16 protein-coding genes and 1 other RNA gene are annotated in these 19,160 nt (G+C 60.5%); 6 read left to right on the forward strand and 11 right to left on the reverse strand.

Features of this window, described 5'->3' with window-relative positions; all coding sequences use genetic code 11:
- Nucleotides 1-59: 59 nt before the first annotated feature.
- Nucleotides 60-2,282: an acyltransferase family protein gene (locus ABD997_RS00870; RefSeq protein ID WP_345315124.1), complete on the reverse strand. Its 2,223-nt coding sequence runs from the start codon at nt 2,280-2,282 to the stop codon at nt 60-62.
- Nucleotides 2,283-2,523: 241 nt separating this feature from the next.
- Between ABD997_RS00870 and ABD997_RS00875 the strand changes: the two genes are divergently transcribed.
- Nucleotides 2,524-3,057, forward strand: a complete 534-nt coding sequence (locus ABD997_RS00875; protein WP_345315125.1) for a c-type heme family protein — start codon at nt 2,524-2,526, stop codon at nt 3,055-3,057.
- Between the two features lie 122 nt (nt 3,058-3,179).
- On the opposite strand, the gene ABD997_RS00880 is transcribed toward ABD997_RS00875, so the two are convergent.
- Nucleotides 3,180-4,283 (reverse strand): LssY C-terminal domain-containing protein, encoded by a 1,104-nt coding sequence (locus ABD997_RS00880; RefSeq protein WP_345315126.1) that lies wholly within the window; start codon nt 4,281-4,283, stop codon nt 3,180-3,182.
- A gap of 397 nt (nt 4,284-4,680) precedes the next feature.
- Nucleotides 4,681-4,777: signal recognition particle sRNA small type (gene ffs, locus ABD997_RS00885), an RNA gene on the reverse strand.
- Between the two features lie 422 nt (nt 4,778-5,199).
- Here ffs and ABD997_RS00890 point away from each other — a divergent pair.
- The 4 genes from ABD997_RS00890 to ABD997_RS00905 all read left to right on the forward strand — a co-directional run bounded on the left by ABD997_RS00890 (nt 5,200) and on the right by ABD997_RS00905 (nt 7,810).
- Nucleotides 5,200-5,505 carry a ComEA family DNA-binding protein gene (locus ABD997_RS00890; RefSeq protein ID WP_345315127.1) on the forward strand — a complete coding sequence of 102 codons (306 nt, stop codon included), beginning with the start codon at nt 5,200-5,202 and terminating at the stop codon, nt 5,503-5,505.
- Between the two features lie 152 nt (nt 5,506-5,657).
- On the forward strand, nt 5,658-6,572 hold the full coding sequence (galU, locus tag ABD997_RS00895; RefSeq protein WP_345315128.1) for a UTP--glucose-1-phosphate uridylyltransferase GalU: 915 nt from the start codon (nt 5,658-5,660) through the stop codon (nt 6,570-6,572).
- A 136-nt stretch (nt 6,573-6,708) separates the two neighbouring features.
- A complete protein-coding gene (locus ABD997_RS00900; RefSeq protein ID WP_345315129.1) occupies nt 6,709-7,125 on the forward strand; it encodes a bactofilin family protein in 417 nt (138 codons plus the stop codon).
- A gap of 34 nt (nt 7,126-7,159) precedes the next feature.
- On the forward strand, nt 7,160-7,810 hold the full coding sequence (locus ABD997_RS00905) for a DUF2982 domain-containing protein (RefSeq protein ID WP_345315130.1): 651 nt from the start codon (nt 7,160-7,162) through the stop codon (nt 7,808-7,810).
- Here the strand turns inward: ABD997_RS00905 and ABD997_RS00910 are convergent.
- The 8 genes from ABD997_RS00910 to cysD form a co-directional block, all read right to left on the reverse strand.
- Nucleotides 7,746-8,603: an EamA family transporter gene (locus tag ABD997_RS00910; protein WP_345315131.1), complete on the reverse strand. Its 858-nt coding sequence runs from the start codon at nt 8,601-8,603 to the stop codon at nt 7,746-7,748. The two genes, ABD997_RS00905 and ABD997_RS00910, sit on opposite strands and share 65 nt — an antisense overlap.
- Before the next feature lie 35 nt (nt 8,604-8,638).
- Nucleotides 8,639-9,373 (reverse strand): ElyC/SanA/YdcF family protein, encoded by a 735-nt coding sequence (locus ABD997_RS00915; protein WP_345315132.1) that lies wholly within the window; start codon nt 9,371-9,373, stop codon nt 8,639-8,641.
- 538 nt (nt 9,374-9,911) lie between these two features.
- A complete protein-coding gene (gene glmM, locus ABD997_RS00920; protein ID WP_345315175.1) occupies nt 9,912-11,255 on the reverse strand; it encodes a phosphoglucosamine mutase in 1,344 nt (447 codons plus the stop codon).
- 209 nt (nt 11,256-11,464) lie between these two features.
- Nucleotides 11,465-12,430: a DHH family phosphoesterase gene (locus tag ABD997_RS00925; protein ID WP_345315133.1), complete on the reverse strand. Its 966-nt coding sequence runs from the start codon at nt 12,428-12,430 to the stop codon at nt 11,465-11,467.
- 131 nt (nt 12,431-12,561) lie between these two features.
- Nucleotides 12,562-13,221, reverse strand: a complete 660-nt coding sequence (cysC, locus tag ABD997_RS00930) for an adenylyl-sulfate kinase (protein ID WP_345315134.1) — start codon at nt 13,219-13,221, stop codon at nt 12,562-12,564.
- A gap of 152 nt (nt 13,222-13,373) precedes the next feature.
- Nucleotides 13,374-15,110: an SLC13 family permease gene (locus ABD997_RS00935; protein WP_345315135.1), complete on the reverse strand. Its 1,737-nt coding sequence runs from the start codon at nt 15,108-15,110 to the stop codon at nt 13,374-13,376.
- Nucleotides 15,110-16,564, reverse strand: coding sequence for a sulfate adenylyltransferase subunit CysN (gene cysN, locus ABD997_RS00940; protein WP_345315136.1), 1,455 nt, complete (start codon nt 16,562-16,564; stop codon nt 15,110-15,112). Before cysN ends, ABD997_RS00935 begins: the two co-directional genes overlap by 1 nt.
- Before the next feature lie 61 nt (nt 16,565-16,625).
- Nucleotides 16,626-17,537, reverse strand: a complete 912-nt coding sequence (cysD, locus tag ABD997_RS00945) for a sulfate adenylyltransferase subunit CysD (RefSeq protein WP_345315137.1) — start codon at nt 17,535-17,537, stop codon at nt 16,626-16,628.
- 286 nt (nt 17,538-17,823) lie between these two features.
- Between cysD and ABD997_RS00950 the strand changes: the two genes are divergently transcribed.
- The gene (locus tag ABD997_RS00950) at nt 17,824-18,960 is read left to right on the forward strand and encodes a LacI family DNA-binding transcriptional regulator (protein WP_345315138.1); all 1,137 of its coding nucleotides are present in this window, start codon (nt 17,824-17,826) and stop codon (nt 18,958-18,960) included.
- Nucleotides 18,961-19,160: the final 200 nt, after the last annotated feature.

Genomic DNA, 19,160 nt, shown 5'->3' on the forward strand with positions numbered 1-19,160 from the left:
AAGAGCTGGCGTGCCGGTTAAGATATGGCACCGCCGGCACAACCTCCCTGTAAGCCAAGTTACGCCGAGATCGGCACCAGGGACTCGTCGTCATCCAGGGTGACCTTCGCGCGCTCAAGACAATACTCCGTCAGAGCTTCAAAAATCTTGTCATTGGCCTGGCGTTGGTGGTCCAGGACATCCGGCAGCGGAGCATCATAGTGCCAGAGCACCGGGAAAGGGTTCGGCTCCCACATTACCAACTCCCCTGCGATCGTCAGGGAGTAATCAAAGGCAACCCAGTCCAACCCCATCCGCTGACGCAGTAATTGCAGCCGCTGGAACTGGGCCCCCTGCTCCTTCAACAGGTAATCACGCTCCAGTGCCAGATGATGCTCATCAAAGCTGCGCTCTGCGGTATGCACACACCAGTGCCGGGAGATCACCAGGTGTCTCGGGTAGCTCTTATCCCCGATCAGTACACAGCGAAACTTGTGAAACCAGCCGTGTTGAGCGGTATCGATGAACTCACAGGCAACCGGTTCGATGAAGGGCATCCGATCGATACGATCGAAGCTCTCGCGGTCTGTGATCAAGTGCATGCGACAACGATGAGCCGCATTGTCTCTGAGGATAAAGGGCAGGCCCAGCTCATCCGTAAGCCGGTCAAATCCGCAGCTGGGCGGACAGGGCACGAAGCGCGCCGCCAGCAAACCCAGCTCTCGTGCAAGAAGGGTCGCTTCGGACTTTTTGGTATTACTGAGAGAGCGTACTGAGTTTATGACCGGGAGTCCCCGTCGTTCATACCAGCGCTCAATCCGACGCACACGACGGTAGAGCGCCAGGGAGCGCTCCTTAACCGGGTCCTGGAGCCAGGGTAAGAGTAATGCGGAACCACGTCGCGGCCTAGAGAAGATGCCTCCCACCACGGTGAAGCGCAGATGCCGATAGAGTTGCGGGCGGTTCTCTTTTAGCCACTGAAAGTAAGCGAAATTAAAGCGACGGTCGTTCTCCACCAACACCTGGAAATGCAGTCCGCCGAAGCAGAACCGTAAGTCTCGCACGTAAAACAGGTACCAGCGTTCGAGCTTTCCCCTGAGGCGTCGCAGTAGTGGATGGCGCTCAGCCGAGCCCGGCGGCGACGATGTCGCATCCTGGTTTTCAGGACTTGCGCCGCCGGCGGCTCCTGGCCAACCGCGCTGGCCGTTTAGCAGGGCGAAAACCCTCGGGGTGAATCGCGCCAGGAACCAGGCGAAACCAACCAGCAGGGTAATGGACAACAGGGGCATCAACAACCAGGTCAACAGCTGGCCCATGGGCCCGGACACCCAGGGCGCCACTAGGTGCTTGAGTAAAACCACCGTGGGGTAGTGACTGGCAAAAAGGAAAAACGCCGCTGGCGCCAGAGGCTGAATTCGATGCACCACTCCGGGTGATGCCCAGACCAGGCGAAGCATTGTCACGGTGCCAAAGAGACGGATCCCACACTCCAGCCAATGCTCAAAAGGCATGGTGCCGACCGGCTGAGTCCAGGCGGGGACAAGGACACGGGTCAGCAGCATCGCCACCAGGCCAGAGCACCAGAACAGGGTACTGCCCGGGATCGGCCCTCGCCATCCATTCAGTGCAACCGCTGCCCCGATGGAAAAGAAAAAGAGGACGTTGGCATTGAACATCAGGGGTGGTTCGTATCCGCTGAGCCACACCATGGCGAGGAAACCTAGGGTGACCAGTGCATGGCGCTTAAGCAGCCAGGCTAGAATGGGAGTCGCCAAAAGGGTCAACACGAGATCATGGATAAACCAGAACTGCAAAGCGACCGGCTGCCCGGTGGCGTCATTGAGCCACCGGTAAAGCGAACGCACGCCGCTGGGGAGGGGGTGTTCTGGCCACTGAAATCCCGTCAATGCCGTGACAATCGCGCCGGGATCTTTGGCGACATTCAATGACTGAACCGCCGCAGGCAAAAGGCCGGCCAGCGCCCACCCCACCAAGAGCCAGAGGGTCAGCCATAAGAGCGAGGGCAGCAGCAGCGTATGAACCCGCCGCCTTAACTTGTCTAGCAGGGGGCGATCACCAAGGAAAAAAAGGTAGCCGGAGATCAGACTTAACAGAGGTACGGCACTGAAAAATAGGTAGAGCACCAGGCTGTTCGCCATCTCCGGAACTAGGTTCGAGAGATCGGCGACGCCGCGAAAGGGGTTGCTGGCAGAGTGGGGTAAGGGGCCGAAGTGGACGTAAACCAGCCCGGCCACCAATAGGAAACGTAACGCCGAAATCCTGCGACTGAGCCATGATTCCAAAGCACAACCCTCTCATATCTATGAGTTAAGGAGTTTAGTTCAGCATGTGGACGACGATTGTGCTTTCTACTCAGCAAGTCGTGTCGGCTATCCCAACACGAAGAATACAACTGGGAAGAAGGCCAATTTATGGTTCCATCACCCAGCGACAGCAAACATTAGATCCAACTAAACTAGTAAAATACAAAGAGGGGAAACAGAGCCGCCCCCTTCGCCCAGATAAACCCCATGGAGTCTGTTTATGCGCCTGATGATTCTCCCCCTGTTGATACTGCCGACGTTGGCCCAAACTGCTCCTGCCCCGGCAGAGAGAGGGGCCCAATTACTCACCCCATTCAAAATGGAGTTGAAACAGACCTTGATGAAGGGCCTGGAGGAGGGGCCAGAGAGCGCCGTTACCCTATGCCAGCAGGAAGCCCCCGCCATCGCCCGTCGGCACTCCAACAACGGTATCCAGATGGGCCGCAGCAGCGACAAGCTACGCAGCCCGGAGAATCGCCCTCCCGCCTGGGTCGAGCCAATCCTGTCCCAGTTCCAGCGGGGCGAGCTCACTCCCGTCACGGTTGAGATCACCAAGGAGACCACCGGCTATGCGGAGCCCATCACCATCGCGCCGCCCTGCTTAGCCTGCCATGGCCAGCAAATCGCCAATGAGACGCGGGCACTCCTGAGCCACTACTACCCGGAGGATGAGGCTACCGGGTACCAGTTAGGCCAATGGCGTGGGCTGTTCTGGGTGGAGTTCCCCACAGAGTCAGCACAAAAAGGCGGTTAGCGGGGAAGACAAAAGTGTTTTAACCCCACCGCCTGTGATTGCGAGAAATGAAAACTGGCACGTGATAGGACCTCGCTGATGCTTCGTGAGCGGTCTGCGACAACACGGAAAGCGCAACGAAACTAAAGACCCGGCGTTGCCCAAGAGAGGAAGTCGATATCACCCAGGGCCGTTGGGCTGGGTGCCAGGAAAAGCACCACTCTCAGTCCATCGGTAAAATAGGGATCCTTGGTGTAGTTAAACTTAGGGTCTTCCCAACTCGCCCGTCCGACCCCTTCCACGTAGCCAACGGCGGCCAAATAGCGGGACGCAACCAGGTCCAGAGTGATGTAGAGCCGGGCTTCGTCGATAACCGGATCAATCTTATGGGTGACCAGGGTCTTGCTGCTGAATTTGATCCCGATATCCCGGCTTATCTGGCCAAGCCACACCGGCTGTCCATCCACCGTCACTGGCGCCAACCAAAGCCTCAGGTGATTACGTTCATCGACGTTACTCCGCGTTTTCTGTAATGCAAAGTCTTGCGCACGGTCGAACAGGTAGAGCGGGGACACCGGTGAGGTACGGTACTGGGCCCCGAACAGTGACGAGCGGACAGTGCGCCAGGCCGAGCCTCGGTGGAGCGTTTCCGTCAGATCCCAACCACGGCGTACCAAAGTAGCAAGCAGGTGTCGGCCATCGCCAACGATCACCAGGTTAAGCGGGTCCCCATCACTGCGTTGATCGCCCCCTAAGGTGCAGCAGGGCAAGGCCTGCAGGTATTGTCGAAAGGCCTCCCTATCCAGTTCACGATACTGCTCTGCTGGATACAGTTTTTCAAAATCGACGCGCACGAAATCCGCTTCAAGCCCGGGGACAAGCTGCGCAAACTCAAAACTGTGGTAGACCTGTTCCCCGAACAGCTCGATGGAGAAGGCTTTAGCCCCGGGGTCTTCGTTAGTAAACACGAAGCCGGACAGGGTTTGTCCCGCGGGGATCACCACGGGTATGTGCTGCTCTAACAGCTGTTGTTGGAGTGCTTCAAAGCTGAGCGAACTGCGTTTACGAAGCCGCCAAGCCACCTCTGAGGGCGCGAAGTAGTCAGGGTCGACACTCAGAAGCTGCAGGACGAGCTCGCTTTGTCCGCCGTTACGGATGGAGATCCAGATGGGTTGAATCCCCTGCTTTTCCATCGGCAATTGGAAATGATGCAGGGCCTCTCCGGCGCTGAGGACAACGGCCGACACCCGGATCTCCCCCCGCTCCTGCTGCTGTGCGCGAAGCCGGTAGTCTGTGGCCTGGGGCTTTGTTGACGATGCACAACCGGCTAGATAGCAAACCAGCAGCACGACCACACATGAGTGCAGGAGATAAAAAGGGCGGGATTTGGAGAGAGATTGGTGGTTCATTGAGCTCGAGAGCCAGTACGTCCGAGTTCAAAGCGTAGCAAAGAGGCGTTCTACTCGATCTGCCTAAGCATCAACGGGCAAGATTCAAGGCGCACTGTGCCCAAAGCCGATGGTGCCTCGCTGAAGCCAGGTAAAATCCAGGGTTTTGATTAAAGGAGAGTATTGACCCGAAACGTTCACTTGAGGGTCGAATTAAGCTTTGGTGGGAGTTCACAACTTCGAGGTAAGTTGGGTGGCGCCCCAGCCACATCCCGGCACATGCGTCCTCCGCGTTGGCTGCTCCCTTCCGGGCCTGACCAGGTGCACGAATTAGCATTGCGAGAGGACCGGGGCACCATAGACAGGTGCGTCCGAAAACGCTGGGGCATTATCACTGGGGGCGAAGCCCGATGCAAGGGACGGCCGAAGAATTCGCCCCGCTCTGTGTGCGTTCGCACACTTTGTCGTCAACCTCGTTCCGGCTCTCTTTCGAACCTGCGCCCTCGACTCAGCACAATCGGGTTAACTGCCTGGCTTGACACCCATCAGCCATAAGTGTGCCGATTGGCCATTCGAAACCATGCCCTGTTTTCTGAACTCAAAGCCCGGTGAGCAACGCCGTAAGCTTTCGCCTCCCGCCGGTTGAGGGTCGATTAAACGCAAGGAATGAGGGAGTTACTTCACCGGTCCACACCTTTGTTTTTGTCTCCCATGCAGCTCTGCGTCTAGAGTCAAAATTCCGATCCACCTTCGGAAACTTCAACAAGGATGTGTCATGAAAAAACTTCTACCGATCTGCCTCGCCCTCCTCTGCCAGCCCGCGCTGGCGGCTGAACCTGTCAATAATCCGGCTGCCTCACCGAGTACTGAATCGGTACACGCCATTGAAAAGGTCAACATCAACACCGCCGACGCCGAAACCCTGGCTGCAGCCCTCATCGGCGTTGGCCCTAAAAAGGCGGAAGCCATCGTCCGCTACCGGGAGCAAGAGGGGGCCTTCCGAACTCCCGAGCAGTTGACGGAAGTCAAAGGGATTGGCGCCCAAACCCTGGCTAAGAACCTGAGCCGCATTCAACTCTGAACTCGGGTATCAGGACGTAAAAAAGGGGAAGCTATCGCTTCCCCTTTTTTACGTCCTGAGCGTTCGATATTCCTTCACAGCACAGATCCCGTGACTACACTTCGTCAGGCTTTCCCACCGTGTATCCCACGCATTTAACAGGAGGTCTTGAGATGCAAGAGTTGGTCAAGAAAGCCGTGATCCCCGTTGCCGGTCTTGGCACTCGCATGCTTCCCGCCACCAAGGCGATCCCCAAGGAGATGCTGCCGGTGGTCGATAAGCCACTCATACAGCATGTCGTCGATGAAGTCGTGGCTGCCGGGATCCGAGAGATCGTCCTGGTCACCCACTCCAGCAAAAACTCCATCGAAAACCACTTCGACACCTCGTTCGAACTGGAGGCCACCCTGGAACGTCGGGTCAAGCGCCAACTTCTCAGAGAGGTGCGGGCCATCTGCCCCGATGACGTTACGGTGATAAGCGTCCGCCAGCATGAGCCCAGGGGTCTGGGCGATGCGATCCTCACCGCCTACCCCATCGTCGGCGATGCCCCGGTCGCGGTGATCCTGCCGGATGTTCTGATCGATCCCTTCGCCTGCGATCTAAGCCGGGACAACTTGGCGATGATGGTGGCACAGTTCCATCAGCGCCAGCGCAGCCAGGTGCTGGTCGAGACGGTACCGCCGGAGCTCACGGGACTTTATGGGATCGCAGACATCGGCTCGCACAGCATCGGCCCCAGCGATTCCGCCCCGATCCAGGCCCTGGTCGAGAAGCCGGAGCCAGAGACGGCCCCATCCAACCTCGCGGTCGTCGGTCGCTACGTGCTCTCCAAGTCGATCTGGCCCTTGCTGAAACAACAGGCGCCGGGGGCCGGAGGAGAGGTGCAACTGACCGACGCCATTGCCAAACTGCTGTCGACCGAATCCGTCGATGCCTTCGCCATGCAGGGGCGCAGCCACGACTGTGGCAGCAAGTTGGGCTACCTACTGGCCAACCTGGAATACGCCCTTCGCCATCCGGCTCTCAGCGAGCCCCTGCGGCAGCGGCTGAACGAGATCGCCCACTCTCCGGAGCCCTCCCCCTAACCGGTTGGTCAGCAAAAAATGAGTTAGGCGGTGGATTTTTTTCCCTATCAGCGGCATAGTCCCTGCTTGGCAGGGGCGTGCTGTCGCCACCGCCTCACCCAATTGCCTTGATTTATAACCGGAAAGATCCGCCACCATGTTTGGAAAAAATAGCAAAAGCCGCGCTTCATCTACCCTCACCTACATCGCCGAAGACTGCCGCCTCAAAGGGGAACTGACCCTCGACAGTGACTGCCTTGTCGAAGGCAACCTGGAGGGGACGATCACCGCCAAGGGCACTGTGACTATTGAGCAATCAGGCCGGATCGAAGGGGAACTGGAAGCGGCCGAAGTCCGCGTTGCGGGCAACTTCAAGGGCAAACTTAAGTGTCAGCGCCTCTCCATCACCGCTAACGGCATGGTGGACGGTGAGGTCCTCTCCGAAAAGATCGAGATCTTCGAAGGAGGCCAATTTGTCGGCACCCGCCTCAAAGAAGCGATGCTGCGCCTGGAAAGCCCCAAGCCTGCGGAAGCAGCTGAACCCAAAGCGAAAGCCAAAACCAGCGCAGCCTGACTCCAACCCAGCCCAGCGGTGCTAGGCTGAAAAAATGGACAGCCTGACCTTTACGCCTATCAGCCGCCGTAACAGCCTGACGATGCTCTTCGGCGGCCTACTCCTCGTGGCCATTAGCCTGCTGATGTACGCCTTCGGGATCACCCCGATCCTGGGCTTCTCCACCGGTCTGGTCGGCATGGTGATCACCATCCTTGGCGTCTTGAAGCGCCTGGATCCTCCCATCAGCCTCAAGCTGACCCCCGAAGGCCTGCACTACTACCACCGCAAGGGCACCTGGTTTGTTCCCTGGGAGGCGATGCAGAGACTGGATCAGCCCCGCCACACAGAAAGCATGGAGCCGCTCAATTTCGTCGGCGTGCGGCTGCGGCACAACGAAACCCACTTTCATAGCATTCAACCCCGTTTGGCCCTGGCGCTTCTGATGGAGCAACGCCCCCTACAGCGGTTGGTGAGCCCCTGTCAGGACGGCAGTTGTTTACCCACCATGACCGAGCATCACAGCGGCCTTACGGGTGTCCTGGCCGCTTACGCCGGCCATGTGACCCTGTTGCGCCAGGGGCTGGGATTTGATCTCTACCTGCCGATGTCGATGCTGGATCGCACCCCGGAGGCGATGGTTACCCTGTTGCGCCGCTATCGCGACGCGGCGCTGGTCGGCTCCACCACAGAGACAGGGCGATAACCGCCCCGCCCACAGCCAGCCTCACCAGATCCGCGTCCCGCTGCCAGATCAGCACGTTGACCAAAATCCCGGCCGGGATCAGCACATTGTTCATCACCGCCAGTTGGTCGGCGCTGACCCGGGTGGCCCCCAGGTTCCAGGCGAAATAACCTATCCCCGATGCAACCAGCCCCAGCCACAGCAGTATTCCCCACTGCAGTGACGTTTGAGGCAGGCGCTCCCCGTTGCCCAGCCAGCACCAGTTAACCAGGGCCAGAAGGGCCGCACCGATAAAAAACCAGCCGAATGCGCGGTGATAAGGTACCGGATGCTGCCGAGCCAGGCTGCGGTAGGCGACCTGGCCCAGGGCAAAGCTCAGGTTGGCGCCCTGGACCAGGGCAAACCCAAACCAGAAGCGCTCCGCCACCGGCTCGTAACGGATAATGACCGCCCCCAGCACCGCCGCCAGCGCCGGCAGCAGCCCCCGCCACTCCCAGTGTCGCAAACGCAAGTCTTCGAGAAGCCGCACCCAGACCGGTGTCATCACCGTAAAGAGCAGCACCTCAGGCACCGTCAGGTACGCGAAGGCATGATAGAGAAGGGTAAACATCAATCCGAGCTGTATCGCCCCGATGCCGGTCAGTTGCGCTGCCAGTTTGACCGGGATGGGGCGCAGCAGGGGAACAAACAGCAGACAAGCCAGCAGCATCCGTGACAACACGGCGAAGTAGGGATCCACCTGGCCGGCGATGTACTGATCGATCAAAGAGAAGGAGAAGGCCCAGACCAGGGTGGCAAACCAAAGCAGCGGCATCGTTTTGATATCTCGTTATTGGCCGTGATGACGGCTCAGTGTCTCAAAGCCAGCCAGAGCAGTCCCTGGTACTCGTGAAGTGCCCGCTCACTTACCCAAAGATTTCGGGCACTCAAACGCCAGGGATGTGTCGGCACAGCGATGAAATCGGTGGGGGCGGGCCGAGGGGACAAGCCGGCCAGTTGGTAACTGCGCATCGCCCTTGGCATATGGGTTGCGGAGGTCACCAGCACCGCTGGGGCAGCGCCGATCTCGGACGCCGTCAAGCGTGCCTCCTCCGCCGTATCCCGTGCCTGGGGGAGGATCAGGATCTTGCCATCGGGCACCCCGAGGCTGATCGCGGCCCGTCGCTGCATCTCCGCATGGGAGATAGGGTCGAAACCGCCGTAGCCGGAAACCACCAGCACAGCATCGGGGTTTGCCCGCCAGATCCGGATCCCCTCCATCAGCCTGGCCATCGCCACATTGGAGAGTTGCTGCAGGGCGGTCCGGTTGGGATCACTGTGGTGGGCATTGCCCAGCACCAGCACGTAAGCCACCTCACCATCCGGCTGCCACACCGGGTAGCGTCGCTCCAGTGATCCGGCCAATTTCTGGCTGATGGGGGAGAAGGCCAGCAGCACCAGTAACAGAGGCCCAAGCAGCAACACCCCTTGCCCCGTGCGCGGCAAGCCAAAGCGCCACAAGAGCCAGCCCGCAATCACCAGCAGGCAGGCCAGTGGTACCGGCAAGATGGTCGCCGCCACCGCTTTTTTAAGCCAAAACTCCATTCTCGCTCCCACAATCCCGTTCAGACCGAACAATCTTACCGGAACCCGGCGGCGGATCCGACGGCAATGACCTTGGTCTCTCAAACGACTGCTGGCCGGGCCCACTGCCCTTCTCGCTTCCACCAACCCGGCACCCAAAACCGAGGCAGAAAAAAGGCCTCTGTCCCAATAAGGGTTGAAGCTCCCGCTAGCAATGACAGTCAATGGGGCTGGATGTCCCGCCAGCTCTTCGCCAACTTGGAGTCGCCCGGACGAAGTGGCCAAAGACCAGGCTGAAGGCCAGGATGGCCTGAGTGGCTCACGAAGATAGGGATATCGACTCGAGCCAGAGCCGCAGACTTTGGCCACGAAAGAGAGGGGTAGCGACGACCGGAGGCAAACGGGGTTCCAAGGGGGCGGGACGCCCCCTTGGTTGCAGCCGGCAAAGTTATTGCTGGTAAATGTCAGGAACAATTAAAGGGTTAATAAAAACAATAGCTAACTCGAACAGAGCAGAAAAAAGCCCGCACTGGGCGGGCTTTGTTTCCAAGAGTCGGTATCAGGCGGCGTCGATCCGTTTCACCTCGTCAGCGATGCGCTGTGCCAGCCCCTCGACATCAAAATGCGGTTGGGCCTCCACCATCACCCGGATTAGTGGCTCGGTACCGGATTTGCGCAGCAGCACCCGGCCCTGCTCACCCATCTCGGCCTCCACCTCGGCCACTACCGCCTTCACCGACTCCGCCTCCAGCGGGGCGGTATTACCGGAGAAGCGTACGTTCACCAGCACCTGCGGCAACATGGTGAGGCCCGCCAGGGCCTCACCCAAGGTTTCATTCATCGCCTGCAGCGCATTGAGTACCTGCAACGAAGCGACGATGCCGTCCCCGGTGCTGTGGTGACGCAGGCTGAGGATGTGGCCGGAATTTTCCCCACCCAGGTCCCAACCCTTCTCTTTAAGCATCTCCACGACGTAGCGATCGCCCACCTTGGCACGGGCAAAGGGGATATCCAGCGCCTTCAGCGCCAGCTCTAGGCCAAGGTTGGCCATCAGGGTGCCAACCACGCCCCCCTGCATCTCACCGCTGCGATGCAGATGGCGGGCGATGATGTAGAGGATCCCGTCGCCATCGACGACGGTGCCATCTCTGTCCACCATCATGACCCGGTCGCCATCCCCGTCAAACGCGATCCCCATGTCGGCGCCGATCTCGGTCACCTTGGCCACCAGCGCATCCAGGTGGGTGGCACCACAGTGATCGTTGATGTTCATACCGTTGGGCTTATCGCCGATCACGGTGATCTCGGCGCCCAGTTCGCGGAACACCGCGGGGGCAATGTGGTAGGTGGCACCATGGGCACAATCGAGCACGATGTGCATCCCTTCCAGGCTGCCGGACTTGCTGAAGGTACTCTTGCAAAACTCGATGTAGCGGCCGGCGGCATCATCGATGCGGCGCACCTTGCCCAGCTTCTCTGATGCCACGCACCCCATCGGCTGATCCAGTTGCGCCTCAATGGCCAGTTCCTTCTCGTCCGTCAGCTTGGTGCCGCCATTGGAGAAGAACTTGATCCCATTATCGTGGTAGGGATTGTGGGAGGCGCTGATCACCACACCGGCATCGGCGCGGAAGGTCTGGGCCAGGTAGGCGATGGCGGGGGTCGGAAGCGGGCCGGTAAGCGCCACGTTGACCCCGGCGGCGCTGAATCCCGCCTCCATGGCCGACTCCAGCAGGTACCCGGAGATCCGCGTATCCTTGCCGATGATCACCTCCCGCGTGCCCTCCTGGGCCATGATGGTGCCGGCGGCATAGCCCAGTTTCATGGCAAAATCCGGCGTGATGGGGTACTGCCCCACCAAGCCCCGTACCCCATCGGTACCAAAATACTTTCGACTCATAATTCAACCGTTCTGTTTTGGCCGCGGCTTCAGTACCGCAGCGTCCGTGGCCCACGGGGCAACGGACAGGGAGATCGCTCGGGCCCACCGGAAAAAAATCATGAAGGCAGGCCCGGCACAGGGTGGCCGCCGAAACGCACAAGCTGCCACGGGTGTGGCAGAAGCTGAGTTATCACCGGCGGACACGGGGAAATTTGGCGCACATTATGCCATCAAAGGCCGGGAAAGTGTGTGGAGAAATCTTGTAGGAGATCGCTGATTTGATCATTGGGCAGGGTATTAATGCCCGCTGCGCTGGCCCGCCCACCGCCGCTGGGGTAACGGCGACAGAGACGGTCCGCCCCCAAAGGCGCGTTCAAGGGAGCCCTCAGGGAGACCTGGTGATGGTGATCGCCTGTTGGGATCATCAGCAGCAGCGCCTGCTCAGGGTGGGCTCGAGCCAGCCGATTGGCTAGGGTACCAATGATCCTGTGGGCCCAGGGCGCATCCGGCAACGCCAGCCAGAGTCCGCCCCTACCCGCCCGCTCCAGCGGCACGGCCAGCCCGAGCCGGAGATCCTCCTCGAAGCCCGCCTTAAGGCGATGGATAACCGAGTCCTGATCCTCCCAGGCCGCCCAAGGGGAGGCATACTGCATCAGCTCATGAAACAGGGCTGCCGGTGCGCAGTGCAGATCCGCCTCGGTGCGGCCATAGGCGTTGTAGTTAACCAACTCCCCCATCTGCCGCAACTGGGCCTGCCTCTGTGCATTCAGGCCACAGCGGTTTGCCAGTTCATCCCCCTCGGACAGCAGGTTGTCGCCATACGCACCGGCGATCGCCCACTCACGCTGCGCGCCATCCAGGTAGCGATCCACCAGTAACGCGGTACAGGTTCCCGGGGCCGGATCCAGCAGGGTGGTGAGGCGAGGCGATCGTGGTACCGAGCCGGCAAAGTGATGGTCGATATAGTGCACCCAAGCGCCCTGGTTCAGAACGCGCTTGAGCGCATCCCGGTTCCTGTCCAGGGAGATATCCAGCACCGTCACCCTGTCACCCTGTCGGACGGTGACGCGCTCCAACAAAGCAATGTCCCGCTTAACCCCGGTGACCAGGGTCGCCTCCCGGGGCTCGCTCTTGCGCAGTTGCAGCAGGGAGAAGATCCCATCCGCATCACCATTAAAAAGATCGAAGTCGGCCATCTCCCTGCCCTGGTTTATCTATCGCAACCTTGCCCAAGTCCAATGTAACCGGTGGGGCCAGCGTCTCAAGTGTCATTTGCCGCGAGGCACCAAGTCCCCGTAGAAACGGCGAGTGAGATCCTTCCCAATAATTACGCCTTCGGGCTCAGCGCCGGCTCCGCCGCTTCAGAGCTGCCGCGGACAGTCTGGCGCCCAGCGGGGAGGACAGCGCGCTGCTCAAGCAGGGCGATCAATGCCTCCACACACTCCGCCACCGTCATCTGGGCAGTGTTGAGCCGCAGCGCCGGCTTTTCCGGCGCCTGGTACTCGGCGTCGATGCCGGTGAACTGGGTCAAGGTGCCGGCGCGGGCTTTGCGATAGAGGCCCTTGGGATCCCGTTGCTCACAGGTCGACAGGGGGGTATCCAGGTGGATCTCAATAAACTGGCCCGGCGGCAACAACCTGGCTACCGCTTCACGATCCTGTCGGTAGGGGGAGATAAAAGCCGCTAACACGATGAGGCCAGCGTCGGCAAACAGCCGGCTGACCTCGCCGATGCGGCGGATGTTCTCCCGCCGATCCACCTCGCTGAAGCCGAGATCACCGTTAAGGCCATGACGCACATTGTCGCCATCCAACAGGTAACTGTGGGCCCCCATCGCCAGCAAGCGGGCCTCCAGCGCGTTCGCCAGGGTCGACTTGCCCGCCCCGGAGAGGCCGGTAAACCAGATCACCGCCGCGCCATGGCCATTAAGCGCACGGCGCTGCTCAGGGGTGACACCCTGGGGGTGCCAGACAATATTTTGGGTCATCCCCTCTCCCTCCTTAAGGGTCTGGGTGTTAAGAGCGAGTTCCTGGTTCCTAAGGGCAAGAGCCTGAGTTCTGGGTACTAGGTTCTAAGCGCTGGAATCTGGAACTCGTTCTTGCCTTTTGCTCTTAGAACCCAGGCTCTTCCCTTCAAGCGTTAAAACGGGAACACCCGGGGCACCAACAGTAACACCAGGGTGCTGTAGAGCAGCGACAGGGGCAACCCCAGCCTGAGGTAGTCCCGCTTACGGTAGTTCCCCAGGTTCATCACCATCAGGTGGGTCTGGTAGCTGAAGGGGCTGATGAAGCTGGCGCTGGCCCCGTAGGCGACCACCATAATAAAGGGCATCGCCGAGACCCCGAAGGCATCCGCCAGCCCCAGTGCCAGCGGCAAAACCAGCGCCGCCGCCGCATTGTTGGTCATCAGCTCCGTCACCAGCAGCGCCACGAAATAGACCCCCGCCAAAGCGACATAGAGCCCGGAACCCTGCAACTGCGCCTGCAACCCGAACGCCAGATCGGCCGCCAGGCCGGACTGATGAAACGCCTCCGCCATCGCTAATGCCCCGGTGATGATCACCCACAGCTCGAAGGGAAAACGTTGCCGGATATCGTTGCCGGTCAGGACCCCGCTGGCCAACAAGGCGGTAAGCAGTACCCCCAGTCCCAGCAGCAGGGGGACCCCGAAGGCCAGGTGGCTCGCCAATACGGCGGCAAAGCCACCGATGGCCAGCCACTCCTGCCAGGCACTGAGCCCGGGAGCCAGTACCGTACCACCTATCTGGTAGAAGTGACGATTGACGCGGCGCCGGCGCCGGTAACCCTCTCCGGTGGCCAGCACCAGGATGTCCCCCCCCTGGAGAGGGCGATTGCCCAGCTTGCCGGAGAGCCGTTCTCCCCGACGCCGCATCGCCACCACGGCGGCATCGAAGCGGGCCCGGAAATCACTCTGCTTCAGGGTTTGCCCCACCAGGCTGGAGGTGGGGCTGAGCAGCACCTCGATCAGGTTGCTGCCCAGCAGGCCATTGGTTCCCGCGAAGAGGCTCAGGCCTTTGAAACGATCCAGTTCGCTGATCCTGTCGATGGCACCACAAAACACCAGTTTGTCGCCATCGGCGAGGATCAGGTCCGGCGTCACCGGGGCGATGAGACGCCCCTGACGCACCACCTCCGCCAGGAACATCCCCGGCAGGGCGCGCAGGCCGTTTTCCTCGACGCTGCGGCCGATCAGCGGGCTGCCCTCAGCGATCTCCGCATCGATAAAGTAGGGCGGCTCCTCCTCGGCAGCCTCCGCCCGCACCGGCAACGTCGGAGCCAGCAGCATCAGGAGCCCCAGCCCCGCCAGCGCCACCACGGCGCCCACCGGCAGAAAATCAAACAGCGCCAGCGGTGCCCTGCCCTGCTCACTCAACACCGAGTTCACCACCAGGTGTGTGGAGGTCCCGATCAGGGTCAGGGTGCCCCCCAGGATCGCCGCATAGGAGAGCGGAAGGAGCAGCCGCGAAGGAAGATGGGTCCGCTGGCGCTGGACCGCACCGGCCATGGTCGCCACCACAGCGGTATTGTTGAGCAGCGCACTACTGAGAATGGTTCCCGCCCCCATACGGGCCAGGGTATGGGTGTAACCGCCACGGAACAGGTAGCGGCCGATCAGTGCCAGCACACCGGTTTTCTCCAGCGCCGCCGAGATAAGCAGCAGTATCAGCAGGGTGATTACCGCCGGGTTAGCCGCCAACTCGAGCAATCTCGGTGCCGGCACAAGGTCACCGATGGCCAGCAGCAGCGCCGCCGTCGCAAACAGCAGTTGCGGCCGGATCCGGGTCAACACCAGCCCCAAAACCAGGGCCAGCATCAGTGCCAAGGTCGCCCCCTGTGCCATCGTCAGGGATACCATCAAGGGGTATCGTCCTGCTCCGGCCTCGCTCCGGACTCCGCCAGCAGGTCCCGAGCGTTCCAGTGGGGGAAATGCTGTCGCACCAGGGCATTGAGCGCCAGTTCAAACTCGCTGTAGGACTCGCCGGACGGGACACGCTGAGGTTTCTCGGGCAGGGGGTTCAGGATCATCCCCGCGGCCACCGTCTCGTGATTGATCTTATCGATCAAAATGAAGGCCCCGGTGGTTCGATTATCTCGATAGCGGTCAAACAGCAGTGGCTTGGCACTGCCCAGGATCACGCTACCGATCTCGTTGAGACCCAGCAACTGGGCCGGGTGCCGATCCAATGTATTGACATCGATCCGCTCCTCGATCACCTCCACCCAGGCGGTTCCGCTCTGGGTGGCCAGCTTGATGCCGTACTCTCGCTTAGGCTGCATCGGGGTCTGGGCCATCCACACCAGGTTGGCCTGCAGCCGGGTCGAGAGGCAGGGCAATGCTTCCGGGGCCACCAGCATCTCCCCCCGGCTGAGATCGATCTCATCCGCCAGGGTCAGGGTCACCGCCTCGCCCGCGTGGGCCTCGGCATGCTCGCCATCGAAGGTGACGATGGATTTGACGAAGGTTTCGCGGCCCGATGGCATCGCCACCACCGCATCGCCGGCACAGACCCGCCCCGCGGCCAGGGTGCCGGCAAACCCCCGAAAGTCGCTATGGGGACGGTTCACGTACTGCACCGGCAAGCGAAACGCCAAGTGAGAGCTGTCCCGACTGAGCGGCAGCGTCTCCAGCAGGGTCATCAGGGGCTCACCGCTATACCAGGGCGTGCGCGCGCTGCGCCCGACCACGTTATCCCCGTCCAGCGCCGACAGGGGGACGAACTGTACCTGCTGAAGCCCGAGGGCGTCGGCCAGGTGACGGTAGTCGGCAACGATGGCATCGAAACGGTCACCATCGAAGGCCACCAGATCCATCTTGTTGACCGCGACGATCACCTGCCGGATCCCGAGCAGGGCCACCAAGTAACTGTGCCGCCGGGTCTGCTCCTGAACCCCGTGGCGGGCATCAATGAGGATAATCGCCAGATCCGCCGTCGAGGCCCCGGTCGCCATGTTGCGGGTGTACTGCTCGTGCCCGGGGGTGTCGGCGATGATGAACTTGCGCTTGTCAGTGGCGAAGTAACGGTAAGCCACATCAATGGTGATCCCCTGCTCCCGCTCCGACTGCAGTCCATCGACCAGCAGCGCAAGGTCCAGTTTCTCACCGGTGGTGCCGGAGCGCTGGCTGTCGCGACTGAGCGCTGCCAACTGGTCATCAAAGATCATTTTGGCATCGTGTAGCAGGCGCCCTATCAGGGTGCTCTTGCCGTCATCGACGCTGCCGCAGGTGATGAAACGCAGCAACTCCTTCTGCTCGTGTTGTTTAAGGTATGCCAGGATATCCTGCTCGATCAGGGCGTTATGTGCGTTCATCGTAAGGTCAGTTCCCTCTGCATGGTCCGGGTTTGGTGGGTCATCACGCTCAAAGGCCACATCAGAAGTACCCCTCCACTTTCTTCTTCTCCATGGAGCCGACGCTGTCGCGATCAATCACCCTACCCTGGCGCTCGGAGGTTTTGGTTAGCAGCATCTCCTGGATGATCGCCGGTAGGGTGTCCGCGTCGGATGCCACGGCACCGGTGAGGGGGTAGCAACCCAGGGTGCGAAACCGAACCTTACGCTGCTGGACCCGCTCTCCGGGGGCCAACGGCATTCGCTCATCGTCCACCATGATCAGGCTGCCATCCCGCTCTACCACGGGGCGCTCCGCCGCCAGGTAGAGCGGTACGATCTCGATATTCTCCTGGTAGATGTACTGCCAGATATCCAGCTCCGTCCAGTTGGAGAGGGGGAAGACGCGGATGCTCTCACCGGGATTGACGCGCCCGTTGTAGAGCGACCACAGCTCCGGCCGCTGATTCTTGGGATCCCAGCGGTGCCGTTGATCCCGGAAAGAGTAAACCCGCTCCTTGGCCCGGGAGCGCTCCTCGTCCCGACGTGCACCGCCGAAGGCGGCATCGAAGCGGTAGTGATCCAGGGCCTGCTTGAGGGATTCCGTTTTCATGATGTCGGTGTGAATGGCGCTGCCATGGACGAAGGGGTTGATCCCCATCTCCAGACCCCGCTGGTTCTTGTGCACCAGCAGTCGCAGCCCATATTCTCGGGCGATGCGGTCCCGAAACTGGATCATCTCCCTGAACTTCCAGTCGGTGTCCACGTGAAGCAGGGGGAAAGGTAGGGTTCCTGGATAGAATGCCTTACGAGCCAGGTGCAGCAGCACCGAGGAGTCCTTACCGATGGAGTAAAGCATCACCGGATTGTCGAACTCCGCCACCACCTCGCGAAGGATATGGATACTCTCCGCTTCCAAATCCTGTAAGTGCGTCCGCTGTTGCCGTTCACCCATCCTGTCCCTCTCGATTTGCTGTTCTCGGCAGTCTCATCCGCTACCGACTGCTCACGATTATTGCTTATAAAAACCAAAGCAAATATTCCACCTAGGAATAATAAAGCACGTTTTATGCCCAGGCCGATACCCGGTTTGATGCAAGGGGAACAAGAGGATGGGTTCAGCCACCAAAGTATCTGCTGCCTGCGCCCGAGTGAGAGCCACTTAACACTTTTCCCGGCGCGATCTTCCGGTATATTGTTCAGCAATATCACGATAACGCCGCGAGTGCGTCAGCGAATCCATGAAAACCATCTCCCCAGGCGGACGCACGGACCTCACCAAGCAGAAAGCCACCTCTTTCGATATCGCCCACCTGGCTGGCGTATCCCAGTCCACCGTCTCCCGGGCGTTGAGAAACAGCCCGCTGGTCAAGGCGGAAACCATAGAGCTGGTGCATAAAATCGCCCGCCAGCTCAACTACAAGGTGGACAAGCACGCCAGCAGCCTGCGCTCCCAGCAGAGCGCAACCCTGGCCCTGTTGCTGTTCGAAGACCCCACCTCGGACGACTCGCTGATCAACCCCTTCTTCCACGCCATGCTCGGCTCCATCACCCGCGCCTGTGCAAAGCAGGGCTACGACCTGCTGATCTCCTTCCAGCAACTTTCCGACAACTGGACTGGCGACTTCGCCGACAGCCACAAGGCGGATGGCCTGATCCTGTTGGGCTATGGCGATGCCATCGACTACCAGCCGAAACTGAAACAGCTGGAGGAGCAGGGCACCCCCTTTGTTCGCTGGGGCCCACAGATGGAGTCCACCTGCGGCATCGCCGTCGGCTGCAACAACCTGCAGGGTGGCTTCGACGCCACGGCACACCTGCTCGAACGGGGCCACCGGCGCATCGCCTTTATCGGCACCGCCTCCAATCACTATCCCGAGTTCTTCCAGCGTTACCAGGGCTACGTCAAAGCCCAGGTGCAGGCGGGCGTGGCCATTGACCCCAGCTTGCAGCAGGACGCCATCACCAACGAGGAAGCGGGCTATCAGGCGACTCTGACACTGCTGGAGCGGGTCAACGATCTGCACGCCATCTTCGCCGCCAGCGATCTCATCGCCATCGGGGCGATGCAGGCACTCAAGGAGCGGGGATATCGGGTGCCGGATGATATCGCCGTGGTGGGCTTCGATGACATTCCCGTGGCCCGTTTCTGCACTCCGGCCCTCACCACCGTTCGCCAGGACACGCGCCTGGCGGGGGAAGCCCTGGTCAGCAGCCTAATCAAGCAGATCACCGGCCAGCCCACCGCCCCTGCCACCATCGACACCCGGTTGGTGGTCCGGGACAGCTGTGGAGAGGTGCTAGGAGCTAGGTGCGAGTTCCTAGATCCTAAGAGCCAGAGCCGAGGAAACAGGAACTACGTTCTGGGTTCTAAATGACGGTTCCTAAATATGCTCCCCTTTCGTGAAAGCTTAAGCTCCCTGGGCTTTGCTCCGGCTCTTAGGAGCTAGGGCCTAGAACCGAGTTCCTAAGAGCTTTATGCTCCACTGCATCAGTTTGCCGTCGCGAACGGTAGGGTGTAGCACAAGTCGGAACCGTTATTTAGGAGCTCAGCTCCCAAAGCAAAGGGCGTCCCGAA

This window comes from Ferrimonas gelatinilytica (assembly GCF_039544205.1).
Lineage (GTDB): Bacteria > Pseudomonadota > Gammaproteobacteria > Enterobacterales > Shewanellaceae > Ferrimonas > Ferrimonas gelatinilytica.

Excerpts from the sequence above, each read along its gene's own strand:
- ABD997_RS00875 (WP_345315125.1), top strand. The coding sequence starts at position 2,524 with ATGCGCCTGATGATTCTCCCCCTGTTGATACTGCCGACGTTGGCCCAA.
- ABD997_RS00935 (WP_345315135.1), bottom strand. The coding sequence starts at position 15,110 with ATGGTATCCCTGACGATGGCACAGGGGGCGACCTTGGCACTGATGCTG.
- cysC (WP_345315134.1), bottom strand. The coding sequence starts at position 13,221 with ATGACCCAAAATATTGTCTGGCACCCCCAGGGTGTCACCCCTGAGCAG.
- galU (WP_345315128.1), top strand. The coding sequence starts at position 5,658 with ATGCAAGAGTTGGTCAAGAAAGCCGTGATCCCCGTTGCCGGTCTTGGC.
- cysD (WP_345315137.1), bottom strand. The coding sequence starts at position 17,537 with ATGGGTGAACGGCAACAGCGGACGCACTTACAGGATTTGGAAGCGGAG.
- ABD997_RS00925 (WP_345315133.1), bottom strand. The coding sequence starts at position 12,430 with ATGGCCGACTTCGATCTTTTTAATGGTGATGCGGATGGGATCTTCTCC.
- ABD997_RS00950 (WP_345315138.1), top strand. The coding sequence starts at position 17,824 with ATGAAAACCATCTCCCCAGGCGGACGCACGGACCTCACCAAGCAGAAA.
- ABD997_RS00915 (WP_345315132.1), bottom strand. The coding sequence starts at position 9,373 with ATGGAGTTTTGGCTTAAAAAAGCGGTGGCGGCGACCATCTTGCCGGTA.
- ABD997_RS00890 (WP_345315127.1), top strand. The coding sequence starts at position 5,200 with ATGAAAAAACTTCTACCGATCTGCCTCGCCCTCCTCTGCCAGCCCGCG.
- ABD997_RS00905 (WP_345315130.1), top strand. The coding sequence starts at position 7,160 with ATGGACAGCCTGACCTTTACGCCTATCAGCCGCCGTAACAGCCTGACG.
- ABD997_RS00910 (WP_345315131.1), bottom strand. The coding sequence starts at position 8,603 with ATGCCGCTGCTTTGGTTTGCCACCCTGGTCTGGGCCTTCTCCTTCTCT.
- ABD997_RS00900 (WP_345315129.1), top strand. The coding sequence starts at position 6,709 with ATGTTTGGAAAAAATAGCAAAAGCCGCGCTTCATCTACCCTCACCTAC.
- cysN (WP_345315136.1), bottom strand. The coding sequence starts at position 16,564 with ATGAACGCACATAACGCCCTGATCGAGCAGGATATCCTGGCATACCTT.